Raw genomic sequence first — 12,370 nt, forward strand, 5'->3', positions numbered from 1 at the left:
CTAAAAACAGGTTAGGCTTAGAGCTGATTTTTTAACCCTGTTTTATAATCCTTTAAACAATATCTGATAACGTTTTATCGAATACTATAACTAAATATTTTAACCCTAAACGTTAAATCTAAGATAACGTCATTCAGTATTGCCGCCGTGGTGAACTGATGACAAATAGCTGACGATGGCTAGATTAAGGAATGCACATGAGTGATTCATTACCTACCGACCACGAGCAACTGATGCCAGACAATGCTCTAGATACTATTGCACCCGCTGCCGTCCCTCAAGGATTACCCTCTGATTATAGCTCCAAAGATATTCGTGTATTGCGCGGGTTAGAAGCAGTGCGCGTACGTCCTGGTATGTATATCGGTGATACTGACGATGGTACCGGCTTGCACCATATGGTCTTTGAGGTGGTGGATAATTCGATTGATGAGGCGTTGGCCGGTCATTGTGACCAAATTGACATTATTATTCATGAAGACGAGTCTGTCAGTGTGATGGATAACGGTCGCGGTGTCCCTGTGGATATCCATCCAGAAGAAGGGGTGTCGGCAGCACAGGTTATTATGACCGTACTGCACGCCGGTGGTAAGTTTGATGACAACAGTTATAAGGTATCAGGCGGTCTACATGGCGTCGGTGTTTCTGTTGTTAACGCCTTATCTAAAAAGCTTGAGATGAATATCTGGCGTGAAGGCTATCATTATCATCAAACTTATACCGATGGTGTACCAGACGGCGATATCCAGCAGATGGAAGCGACGGATCAGACAGGTACGCAAATTCGTTTTTACCCAAGTCATGATGTCTTTACCGGCACTATTTTTGAATATGATATTTTAGCTAAACGTCTACGTGAGCTGTCTTTCTTAAACTCGGGTGTGCGTATTGTTTTGACCGATGAGCGTATCGATAAGCGTCATGAGTTCGAACATAAAGGCGGTCTGTCAGAATTCGTCAGCTATATTAATGCCGGTAAAGACGGCATCAATGATGTCTTTCATTTTGTCAGTGAGCAAGATGACGGCATTAGTGTCGAAGTGGCGCTACAGTGGACAGATACTTATAACGAAAAAGTATTGTGCTTTACCAATAACATCCCGCAGCGCGATGGTGGTACGCATTTATCAGGCTTCCGTTCGGCGCTGACACGCGTTTTAAACAGTTATATGGACCGCGAAAACTTATTTAAAAAAGAAAAAGTGGTCGCGACTGGTGATGATGCGCGTGAAGGTTTGACGGCGATTGTTTCTGTGAAAGTGCCAGATCCTAAGTTCTCAAGCCAGACCAAAGATAAGCTGGTTTCAAGCGAAGTAAAATCTGCTGTTGAATCAGCAATGCATGATAAGTTTAACGATTATCTGTTAGAAAATCCAAGTACTGGTAAAGCAATCGCTAGTAAGATTATTGATGCTGCCCGTGCCCGTGATGCGGCGCGTAAAGCCCGCGAGATGACGCGCCGCAAGACCACGTTAGATATCGCAGGTTTACCGGGTAAATTGGCGGATTGCCAAGAAAAAGATCCCGCATTGTCAGAGCTTTATATTGTGGAAGGTGACTCTGCAGGTGGTTCAGCAAAACAAGGTCGTAGCCGTAAGACCCAAGCAATTTTGCCGTTAAAAGGTAAAATTCTTAACGTTGAGCGTGCTCGTTTTGACAAAATGCTGTCTTCTGCTGAAGTGGGTAACTTGATTACGGCGCTAGGTTGCGGCATTGGTCCGGATGAATATAATCCTGACAAAGTACGTTATCATAAAATTATCATCATGACCGATGCGGACGTTGATGGCTCGCACATTCGTACGTTGCTGTTAACCTTCTTCTTCCGTCAAACGCCGGAATTGATTGAGCGTGGTTATATTTATATCGCTCAGCCACCACTTTATAAGGTGAAAAAAGGTCGTCAAGAGTTGTATCTAAAAGACGATGAAGCCCTAAAAGCGTATTTATTATCATCAACGATTGATAATACTAGGCTACATATCAGTGCCGATGCGCCTGCCATTACTGGTCAAGCGCTTGAGACGTTGTTAAATGACTATAACCAAACCCAGCTTATAAAAGCGCGTTTGCAGATTCGTTATCCAGCGGTGTTATTGGATGCGCTGACACATACGCCAAAGCTCAGCACTGATATGACCTATGATAAATCAGCAATGGAAGCGTGGAAAGCATCATTACAAACGCAGCTTGAGCACTTCGGTAGTGATTTAAATCCTGAGATTGAATTGGTCAATATCCATGCGCCGCAACCAAAAAATATGGATGCCGCTGCGGCCGATTTATTGGGTATGAGACCTGTCATTGAGCCTGAAGCGGGTGCTGCGTTAGATAATGACGGTGAAGCACAGTCTGCTAAAGCCCAATGGTTGCCACGTATTACCGTTTATGTGCATCAACTGGCGCATCATTATTTGCTAGATGCCAGCTTTATTAATTCAGGTGAGTATACTAAGCTGCTGCGCTTATCAGCTGAATGGAATACATTACTTGCAGAAGATGCGTTTATCCGCCGTGAAGCAACTGTAGGTACGACCAAAGACATCCCAGTACGCGACTTTGATTATCTATGGCAGCAAATGATGCTTGATGCACGTCGTGGTCTGGCGATTCAGCGCTATAAAGGTCTGGGTGAGATGAACGCTGATCAGCTGTGGGATACCACGATGGATCCTGAAAACCGTCGTATGTTACGCGTGACGATTGAAGATGCGATTGCCGCTGACCATATGTTTACCTGCCTAATGGGCGATCATGTCGAGCCACGTCGTATTTTCATCGAAGAGAATGCATTAACAGTATCTAATTTAGATATCTAAATTGGCTATAAAAAGTTGCTTAATGACTATTAGTTAATAAAAATACCGCTTTGGCATCCAAGGTGGTATTTTTTTAACATTAGATTTGTTTCACGTGAAACTTAGAATAATAAGCGAAAAATAAAATGATTGAAGTCATATTACTTGCCATTGCGCTTGCGATGGATGCGTTTGCCGTCGCAATTGGGCTTGGCGCTAAGTCGCAAAAACAGGATAAGCATTATTTGCTGCGTTTGGCGATTTATGCGGGTTTATATTTCGGTATTGCGCAGGGGGTGATGCCACTGATAGGTTATTTATTGGGTGCAGTATTATTAGGCTGGTTAGCGACTGCTGCACCGTGGATTGGTGGTGGTATCCTTATTGTGCTTGGCGGTAAAATGCTTTATGAAGTGTTTTTAGGAGATGGGGAAGAGGCTGTAGATAAAGCGTTGCATATAAATAATCAGACAGTTTCTGTAAATGACAGTCTAAAGAAAAACATCAATCATCGCACGATGTTTACATTGGCTATCGCTACCAGTATTGACGCGATGGCGGCAGGCTTTACTTTAAACTTACTGACGCTTAATGCATGGTTAGCTTGCTTAATCATCGCTATTATCACTGCTGTTTTTAGCGTCTTTGGTATTTACTTGGGTAAAAAATCAGGTACGCATCTTGAGGATAAGGCGGAAGCGCTTGGTGGGCTGGTTCTTATAATTATTGGCTTAAAAGTAATGTTTTTCAGCTAGTTTATTAACTTCTATCTTTTACTCTATAAAAAAAACCGCTTCGTTTATCAAAGCGGTATTTTTTTTGTTTCACGTGAAACTATAACTGTTCTATATTAGTTATTGTTTATGCTTCGTCAGTATCAAAACGCCATGCCAATATACGCGTGCTTTTTTGACCTTGGCTCATCTCGATGATACGCATTTGGGCGACGCCAAGTTGTTTTAATAGTAATTGCAACGGTTTTACATTTTCAGACTTTGACACTAAACTTGTGAACCAGCCAACATGCTCAGCAAAATCTTGACTCTCTTTTGCCATCTTGGTTAAGAAGGCAATCTCACCACCCTCAGACCACAACTCTTTATGCTGACCACCAAAGTTTAGGTTTTGCGCGGCATTGCCTGACTTAGTTGAGCTACGGCTGATTTGTTCATTCTCATTCTTACCACGATGTCGTTGCAAATTATGCTGCTTACGACTATTGGCCTCCATCGCTTCCTCTAATGACGCATGAAACGGCGGATTACAGACCACCACATCAAAGTAGTCTTGGCGCCCTATGATATTTTTAAAGATAAATTTAGGCTCAGTCTGTAGTTTGACTTTAACCGCGCTTTTTAGCTTGGGATTAGCCTCACAAATAAGCGCGGCGGTATTGACTGAAATAGGGTCAATGTCTGAAGCCGTAAAGCGCCAGCCATAGCTTTGGCTACCAACAATAGGATAAATCGCGCTGGCACCGGTGCCAATATCGAGGGCGTGAATCTCTTTACCTGTTGGCGGTGTATTGTCTTTATTCACGTGTGTCGTTTGCGCAAGCAAATCGGCAATATAATGGATGTAGTCGGCACGACCAGGGATCGGTGGGCAGAGATAACCTTCAGGAATATCCCAAAATTTAACACCGTAATAATGAGCCAGTAACGCCTGATTAAGGACGCGAACGGCTGCACTGTCCGAGAAATTAATCGTCGACTCGCCTTTGGGGTTGGTAATGGTATGATTAGCAAGCTCAGGTAAGGCACGGGTCAATACTTCAAAGTCATAGCGACCTTGGTGCGGATTGCGCGGGTGTAGCTGCCCTAATTTTTTGGCAGTTTCAGGCGATCTGTTTCTGTGGTTGTTGGCGGTCGGGCGATGGTTTATAGGCTTACTGGTCATAGTATCGGGCTTTGATGTTTGAATATAATGCACCATTTTAGCAGATTTCACGAGTCACTAGCGCCTTATCGACTACGTAAAATAAGATTTAATCCCAGTACTATCATCGCTGTACCCAATATGCGGTCGATCCAATGCTCAAAACGCTGAAAGCGACGATGGATAGCAGGAATAGACAGTAACATCACCACGGTACTAAACCATGCCATCTGCAAGACCATCATCCATACGCCATAAATAGCCAGTTGCCAAAGCGGTATATCGGGTGATAGGACAAGGGTAAATATCGCGACGAAATATACTGGCGCTTTTGGGTTAAACACATTACAAAAAAAGCCACGGCGCAGAATGGAAGCGGTCGATTCTGTATCGGTAGGCGGTTTCTTATTAGAAATTGCTTTATCAGAAAGCGCTGTGTGAGTGCCAAGTGTTGTTTGCTTGGCAAGTGTATCTTGCGAAACGTGAGCGCCTGAATCTGTTGGTGCTATTGAATGCGCCAAATCTGCTGACTTTTTAGGTTTGGCTTGAATACCTTGCCATCCTAGATAAATAAGATAACTGCCACCCAACCATTTAATAGCGGTCAATAATGGCTGCGAATGGGCAATCACCGTTGCCAGTCCTAGCACAGAATAAGTGATATGTATCGCAAGACCCAAGGTAATACCAAGGCTACAAATCAAACCTGTGCGTCGCCCTTTTGCTAGGGTTTGCTGCGACACCAATACAAAATCAGGGCCCGGAGAGGCGGCAGCGAGTAGATGGACGCTGGTGATAAGCAAAAAACCGTGCCAAAATTCCATAAAATGCTCTGAGTCATGTCTTGAGTTGGATAATAGTTGCACTTATCGTAAATGAGGTCAACTGATATCGATATTGCCGCTGATATGGTGCTTGCGTTGCACCGGACGTATGTCTATATTGAAAGGAAGGTTTATTAGCTGTACTAATATCAATTTAGTATAATTTTTACTTTATAAATGAATGCTTTAAAAAGGATAAGATCATGACTATGGAAAGACACAATAGCAATGATGCTGTAAATGACATTGGCAATGACACTCGCATTACCTATGACATCCAAGATTACATCTGCTTGATCGGGCTCAATCGTGCAGATAAACGCAATGCCTTTGACAGCCATATGATTAAGCAACTCTCTGAGGCACTCACTCAATACGAAAATGATGCCAATCTTCGCTGTGCGCTGATATTCGCCCATGGGGAGCATTTTACCGCAGGGCTTGATTTGATGGAGCTACAGGATAAGTGGGATAAAGGCGCGTTTGAGTTTAATGATAACGAGATTGATCCGTGGGGAATCGGTGGCAAATTACGCAGTAAGCCAGTCGTCGTCGCAGTACAAGGCACGTGCTTTACCGCTGGTATTGAGCTTATGCTCAATAGTGATGTCGTTATCGCAAGTGATAACTGCAACTTTGCGCAAATGGAAGTCCAGCGCGGTATCATGCCGTTTGGTGGCGCAACGGTACGCTTCGTACAAGCTGCAGGTTGGCAAAAAGCCATGCCGTATTTGCTGACTGGGAAAGCATTTGACGCGCAAACCGCTGATAAGCTTAATCTAGTTAGTGAAGTCGTAGCAAATGGCAAAGAGTATGAACGAGCGATGTCTATCGCAAAAGAGATTTGCCAAGCCGCACCGCTTGGCGTACAAGCGTTACTATCATCAGCGCAAGATGCCAGCCGTAATGGCGCGAGCGCGGCATTGGCTAACATTCATACCTATCTGCCACCGCTATTTCATTCAGAAGATGCGAAAGAGGGTGCGATGGCGATGGTTGAGAGACGGGAAGCTGAGTTTGTGGGGAAGTGAAATATAAGGTCTAATTTATGTGGAAGCAAAAAATAATAGCGATATGGTCTAAGTGTTTTTTAAAAATTTCAAAAAGTTGGCAACCAGACTTTGAAGAGCTTTCACCTTATATCTCTCCAGATATTCTATATTTCTTCACTGTAGATAAAAACTCTTCATATTGCATATCATGGAATACTACGTATTCAGAACTATTAGCGCTTAATTTAGGACATCTAGAAACAGATATCAATGGTGTGCAATTTTATCATTTTGATCTACCTATTATAGTAGGTCACATCAAATTTAATCATGCAAAGGTTTTATGGAACTCTACTTCATTAGCGTCGCCAATCCAGCATTATATAGTCGATATTAGAGGGGGGTTAAGACATACAGACACTTACTCAAAGCTAGCAGGAATGCTCTCTAAATATAAGACGTACGCGCAAAAAAATACCGATAATACGGTTATGGATGAAGACTCTTTCAATTTGTGCATAAAAGATATCTTTTACGTTCTTAATTATTCGATACCTGATAGGTGTACTCGCTTAGATATTTATAATAAGAGAGATTATGCTTATCCTATTTTACTAGATAGTAATTATCAGCATCAAGGCACTGTTAGCAAAATTCACTATATGAGCTATGGGCTTAAAATTGAGCAATATCATCACTATTATGATTACTGTATAAAACCTGTACCAAGCTTTGTTACGGCATTACTCAAGTATGATGAAGATAATATTGTTTGGGTTGATAATGTAAATGAAGTAATAGGCTTTAAGGGTGATAATTTTTGTTTGATATTACCTAATAAAATTGAAAGTATTCAGATTGATAACTTACATCCAGCAAAAGGTTGGGGTGGTTGTTGGATGCAGATTAAAATAGAGGGATTTAAAAGTAGTATTCGTATTTATCAAGTAATAGATGTTAATCAATTAGATAAATATACAGACGAATTTTCTGCTTTTTTTGGAGTTGATATTGTTATTAATGATAGAGGTTATGACTGTTAGATTAATAACGCCTCTTTAATTTCGTACGCTAAATAATCTATAGGTTAAACAGTAATAGCGGATCGCAGGATTGGCTATTTACTTAGATATAATCAAATGCCTAGACCACATTTCTAGTGTTTCACAGCATCAATCTTCTAGCCTTAATCTCAGAGTACGTCTATGCAAACCTCATAAAGCGATTGGCGATGACGCCATTCGTGTTGTACCCTAAGCTATTATTTTTTCTAACTTAGGAGAATACAATGCTGTACAACTTTGATGAAGTAATCGAGAGACGTGATACAGGGTCAGTCAAATGGCACTATAGCGATGAGACGATTCCGCTATGGGTCGCGGATATGGATTTTAAGACCGCCGAACCTATTTTAAAGGCGATTCAGCAAGTGGCGCAGCATGGCATATTGGGTTACACCGTGCCGACCGAGCCGTTGTATCAAGCGATTATCGACTGGCATGGCAGTCGTTATGACTTGTGGCTGGATAAGCAGGATATCCTTTTTTCGCTGGGCGTTGTGCCAAGCTTAGCACTGATGATGAACGTTTTTACCGAAATAGGCGATGCGGTACTAGTTAGTGATCCTATTTATACGCCTTTTATGACCAAGGTTGAGCAAAACGGTCGCACGCTTGTGACTTCTGCATTAAAGGAAGTCGATGGTAAGTATTATTTAGATTTGGCTGATATCGAAGCTAAGATTGTCGAGAATAAGGTTAAGCTTTATTTATTGTGTAACCCGCACAATCCGGGCGGGCGCGTGTGGACGACCGATGAGCTTCAAGCGCTGCTTGCGCTTTGCAAAAAATATGATGTGGCGATTGTCAGTGATGAGATTCATCAAGATTTAACCTTAAGCGATTACACTTTTACGCCTTTTTTAAAACTAGCAGAAATAGAAGGCTATGAGCATAAAGTCGTCAGCCTAACCTCGATGACCAAAACCTTTAACGTGGCTGGTATCAAAGGCTCGATGATCTTTGCTAAAGATGAGGCGTTGCTCAGAAAAATCAGTCAGCAGCAGCGTTTAAATGATGAGTATGAGCTTAACTTATTTGCTTATGAGGTGATGCGTAATGCTTATGAAGAAGGTGGTGAATGGTTAGCGCAGGCGCTTAATTATATTGAAGCCAATATCGACTTAACCCTGCAGTTTTTAGAAGAAAATCTGTCCAAAGTTAAGGTCATGCGCCCAGAAGCCTCGTATTTGATATGGCTGGATTGCTCGGCGTATGCGCAAGAGGATCAAGTGCTTTATGACACTCTGAGAGACGCTAAGGTTGAGCTTAATGCGGGTAACAAATACGGCAAGGAGGGTCATCTTAAAATGCGCCTTAATGTAGCGTGCCCTAAAGTGCTGCTGTTAGAGGGCTTAAATCGCATGCATAAAGCCTTAAATGGCGATGTTTTAAACAGTAATGTCATTTAGCAGGATAACCGGTAATATCCTGAATGCTTTGATATAAAGGTTTTAAGCGCTCATACATTTTGAGATAAACTTCATTATAAAGGCGTTTATAGAGCTGGACATTGGCGTCAATGGGCACAAATTCATCGCCCAAATGGGTCATCGCCTCGCTTGCAGTCGCGTGATCAGGATAAATGCCAAGTCCCACCGCACAGTTAATGGCAGCGCCTAGTCCCGAGGCTTCATAAGTATGAGGTCGATAAGCGGGCATGCCGAAGATATCGGCGGTAAGCTGCATCGCTGAGTCACTTTGAGAGCCGCCACCTGAGACGCGTAGGTGTTTGATGTTTTTGCCTGTGCGTTTTTCAATGGTATCGAAGCCTAGTTTTAGCTCGTATGCGAGCCCCTCCAAAATGGCGCGATAAACATGCGCTCGCGTATGTACATCGCCAAAACCAATGAGTGCGCCTTTGCCTTCAAGCCCTGGATGACGGACACCGGGCGACCAATACGGCTGCATCATTAATCCCATACAGCCTGCCGGAATGTCTTTTACCGCTTGATCGAGGAGTTTTTCGGTATCAATGCCTTGCGTCTTTGCTAGGTGTTCTTCATATTGAGCAAATTGTTCTTTAAACCAGCTGACCATCCAAAAGCCACGATAAATCATATATTCGTGATTATAGTAGTTCGGCGCAGCAGCGGTGTAGGCGGGCATATGTTTAAGTATCTCGACATAATTGCTCGAGGTCGTATTGATCGTCGCAGTAGTGCCAAAACTTAAACAGGCAGTATCTGCTGCGAGGCCTGCTGAACCCAAAGCTTCGCAAGCTTTATCACTAGCGGCAGCAATCATCGGTGTACCTTCTAATATCCCCGTTGCTTTAGCCGCTTTGGCAATAATATGACCAAGTGGCTGACCTGGCGGAACAATCTTAGGCATTTGCTCAGGTCGGCAGCTAAATAAGCGCCATTTTAAATCTTTCGGTTTCATCCACGTTTGCGCTTTATAGTCATAAGGCAAATAGCCAACCGAATGGCCTGTCGAATCGGCGAGTTCGCCGGTGAGTTGGTATGTGAGATAGGCGGAGAGATTGACATAATGCGCCGTCTTTGCCCAAACCTCAGGCTCGTTTTGCGCGAGCCAATTACAGCGGGCTTTTTGCTGCGCTTCTTGTACCAGCTCACCCATGCCGATGATTTTGGTTAGCGGATTTAAGAAGCCTATGTCATTGGTTTCGCCGCGACGCAAATCCATCCAGACGATAGCTGGGCGTAGCGGTTGTTTATCCTTGTCCAAACATATCATGGTATAGCGCTGGGTGGCGAGACTGACGCCGGCAATTTGCTCGGGCGTAATATCGCAGTTTTGCCACAATTGCTGACAGGCTTCGCTTAATTTTTGCCAATAATAATCGGCATGTTGCTCTGCAAAATTTGGCTGCGTTGAAAAATACGGCTCGATAATGACGCGGGCTTTGGCAATCTCGCTACCGAATTGATCGAAGATAAGCGCTCTGACACTTTGGGTGCCATTGTCGATAGCTAAGAAATAAATAGGGGCATCAAGGTTATGGGTCATAGTAGTCCTTTACTATGTAGAAATAGATATATAGCTCAATAAAAATACGATGATTATAGTGTGCTACTGAGGTAAGTTTTCCGCAGCCTCTGTCTGCGTAGGCACAGCAAGCAAGGAAAACTTATACCAGTAGCATTTACTATTAATACAATATAAAAAAGCGCTAAGCCGCAGGCAGATGATAATAGCGTTGCCATAATTGGGTATAGCGTTCAACTTCTTGCTGCCATTTTTGCTGATCCCAGCCAAGCTCCTGCTGACATATTTGCTTCAGTCTTGCACTAATCAGCGGGGTCATCGCGCCATGTGGCAGTATCAAGCCTAAGCGCGTACGGCGTAATAATAAATCGTCCAAATGGATAACCTGTTCATAATGGGCGGCAAAGCGAATCTCCGCCCAAATGGTATTGCTATCGGTCACATAAGCCAAGTCATTATCATGTGCTAACTCTAATAAGGCATCAAGCTGTAGACCGTAAAACCCTAGCAAGCGTTGTTGCAATAGTGGTGTTAGGGTTGAAAACTTGGGATTGGTTGGCGGTTGATTACTAAAGACTTGGCTGCTATATGAGACATTATTTTGAGTAGCCGACTCATCAAGTTCGAGCACCTTTTGACAAACCTTTAATACATCAAGGGCGATTAGGCGAAAGGTAGTCAGCTTGCCACCGCTGACGGTGACCAAATTATTATCCAACCAGATGCTATGGTCGCGTTTTTCTTTACTCGGGCTGACGCGCTCACCATCACCGCCATCAGAAATCAGTGGACGCACGCCTGCCCATGAGCTGATGACATCCTTTCGGCTAATGTCTACATTATCAAAGAGATTATTGGTCGCCGCCAATAGGTAATCCACCTCTTCATTAGTGATACCGACTTCGTTATCGTCTAATGGCGGATGATCCAAATCGGTTGTTCCAAGGACAGTACGGTTTTCCCACGGAAAGACAAAGACGGCTCTTTTATCGACAGGATGCAAAAAGGTATAGGCTTGCTTGATTGGTAGGCGCTCTTGACTGACCACCAGATGGCTGCCACGCGACGGGCGAATTTGCTTATGAAAGCTTTTTTCTGTTTGTTTGCTTGCTTGCATACGTAAGGTATCAGCCCAAGCCCCCGTGGCACTAACCACCACTTTGGCATGAATATCGTAAGTATGATTGCTATCTTCAGCAGAAGTATCTAATAGAGTAGCGCCAACCACCAAGCCTTGCTCATTAGTAATTAATGACTCAGCTTTAAGGTAATTAATCGCCTGTGCACCATCATGGATGGCTTCATCAAGTACCCGCATCACAAGGCGTGAGTCATCGGTCACTGCATCACTAAACTGACTGGCACCTAAAAACTTATCTTGTTTGATATGCGGATTAAGCTGTAAAAAAGCGTCTTTTTTAAAGTATTTAGAGTAGCGCTTGCCCGCGAGCCCATCGTAGACACGTAGCAAGGTATTGAATATCCATGGCGGTGGAAACTTGCCTTTATAATGCGGCATAACATAATGCATCTCGTTGACGAGACCACTTGCTTCTCTGAGCATCCGCTCGCGCTCACGCACGCTCAGCAAAGTGGTTTTATAATCACCTGAGGCAATGTAGCGCAGCCCGCCATGTACCATTTTGCTAGAGCGGCTGGACGTGCCCCAAGCAAAGTCTTTTTGCTCAATCAGTAACACCGCTAAACCGCGCCTTGCTGCTTCACGAGCAATCCCAGCGCCAGTAATCCCGCCACCAATGATGAGCATATCCCATGGCTCAGCGCGAGATAGTGGCGCTAATGCTTGCGTGCGTTGCTGATGTTGATTGGCTTGGTTCATAAACGACTCATCTCAAATGACACTCAGG

The 12,370-nt window shown here is 43.6% G+C and carries 9 protein-coding genes; 5 read left to right on the forward strand and 4 right to left on the reverse strand.

Features of this window, described 5'->3' with window-relative positions; all coding sequences use genetic code 11:
* The first annotated feature begins 197 nt into the window (after positions 1-197).
* Positions 198-2,819 carry a DNA topoisomerase (ATP-hydrolyzing) subunit B gene (gene gyrB / locus AC2FA3_RS05620; RefSeq protein WP_490508700.1) on the forward strand — a complete coding sequence of 874 codons (2,622 nt, stop codon included), beginning with the start codon at positions 198-200 and terminating at the stop codon, positions 2,817-2,819.
* A gap of 125 nt (positions 2,820-2,944) precedes the next feature.
* Positions 2,945-3,553: a manganese efflux pump MntP gene (locus AC2FA3_RS05625; RefSeq protein WP_490508702.1), complete on the forward strand. Its 609-nt coding sequence runs from the start codon at positions 2,945-2,947 to the stop codon at positions 3,551-3,553.
* Positions 3,554-3,659: 106 nt separating this feature from the next.
* Here the strand turns inward: AC2FA3_RS05625 and rlmF are convergent, their stop codons facing one another.
* Both rlmF and AC2FA3_RS05635 read right to left on the reverse strand, forming a co-directional pair.
* A complete protein-coding gene (gene rlmF, locus AC2FA3_RS05630; RefSeq protein ID WP_490508703.1) occupies positions 3,660-4,748 on the reverse strand; it encodes a 23S rRNA (adenine(1618)-N(6))-methyltransferase RlmF in 1,089 nt (362 codons plus the stop codon).
* A gap of 14 nt (positions 4,749-4,762) precedes the next feature.
* Positions 4,763-5,500, reverse strand: a complete 738-nt coding sequence (locus AC2FA3_RS05635; protein ID WP_490508704.1) for a LysE family translocator — start codon at positions 5,498-5,500, stop codon at positions 4,763-4,765.
* A 203-nt stretch (positions 5,501-5,703) separates the two neighbouring features.
* Here AC2FA3_RS05635 and AC2FA3_RS05640 point away from each other — a divergent pair, with 203 nt between their 5' ends.
* From AC2FA3_RS05640 to AC2FA3_RS05650, 3 genes are all read left to right on the forward strand, one after another.
* Positions 5,704-6,531, forward strand: a complete 828-nt coding sequence (locus tag AC2FA3_RS05640) for a crotonase/enoyl-CoA hydratase family protein (protein WP_490508705.1) — start codon at positions 5,704-5,706, stop codon at positions 6,529-6,531.
* Positions 6,532-6,548: 17 nt separating this feature from the next.
* Entirely contained in the window at positions 6,549-7,535 is a 987-nt protein-coding gene (locus tag AC2FA3_RS05645) for a hypothetical protein (protein ID WP_490508706.1), read from the forward strand.
* 245 nt (positions 7,536-7,780) lie between these two features.
* Entirely contained in the window at positions 7,781-8,962 is a 1,182-nt protein-coding gene (locus AC2FA3_RS05650; RefSeq protein ID WP_490508707.1) for a MalY/PatB family protein, read from the forward strand.
* Here the strand turns inward: AC2FA3_RS05650 and AC2FA3_RS05655 are convergent.
* Together AC2FA3_RS05655 and AC2FA3_RS05660 are read right to left on the reverse strand one after the other, a co-directional pair.
* Positions 8,955-10,523, reverse strand: coding sequence for an FGGY-family carbohydrate kinase (locus AC2FA3_RS05655; RefSeq protein WP_490508708.1), 1,569 nt, complete (start codon positions 10,521-10,523; stop codon positions 8,955-8,957). The two genes, AC2FA3_RS05650 and AC2FA3_RS05655, sit on opposite strands and share 8 nt — an antisense overlap.
* 163 nt (positions 10,524-10,686) lie before the next feature.
* Positions 10,687-12,342: a glycerol-3-phosphate dehydrogenase/oxidase gene (locus tag AC2FA3_RS05660; protein WP_490508709.1), complete on the reverse strand. Its 1,656-nt coding sequence runs from the start codon at positions 12,340-12,342 to the stop codon at positions 10,687-10,689.
* Positions 12,343-12,370: the final 28 nt, after the last annotated feature.

The organism is Janibacter sp. CoH_79_TC_3 (assembly GCF_058197955.1).

Bases quoted from the DNA above. Each gene is read 5' to 3' on its own strand.
- gyrB (WP_490508700.1), top strand. From the start codon at position 198: ATGAGTGATTCATTACCTACCGACCACGAGCAACTGATGCCAGACAAT.
- AC2FA3_RS05625 (WP_490508702.1), top strand. From the start codon at position 2,945: ATGATTGAAGTCATATTACTTGCCATTGCGCTTGCGATGGATGCGTTT.
- AC2FA3_RS05635 (WP_490508704.1), bottom strand. From the start codon at position 5,500: ATGGAATTTTGGCACGGTTTTTTGCTTATCACCAGCGTCCATCTACTC.
- AC2FA3_RS05640 (WP_490508705.1), top strand. From the start codon at position 5,704: ATGACTATGGAAAGACACAATAGCAATGATGCTGTAAATGACATTGGC.
- AC2FA3_RS05645 (WP_490508706.1), top strand. From the start codon at position 6,549: ATGTGGAAGCAAAAAATAATAGCGATATGGTCTAAGTGTTTTTTAAAA.
- AC2FA3_RS05650 (WP_490508707.1), top strand. From the start codon at position 7,781: ATGCTGTACAACTTTGATGAAGTAATCGAGAGACGTGATACAGGGTCA.
- AC2FA3_RS05655 (WP_490508708.1), bottom strand. From the start codon at position 10,523: ATGACCCATAACCTTGATGCCCCTATTTATTTCTTAGCTATCGACAAT.
- AC2FA3_RS05660 (WP_490508709.1), bottom strand. From the start codon at position 12,342: ATGAACCAAGCCAATCAACATCAGCAACGCACGCAAGCATTAGCGCCA.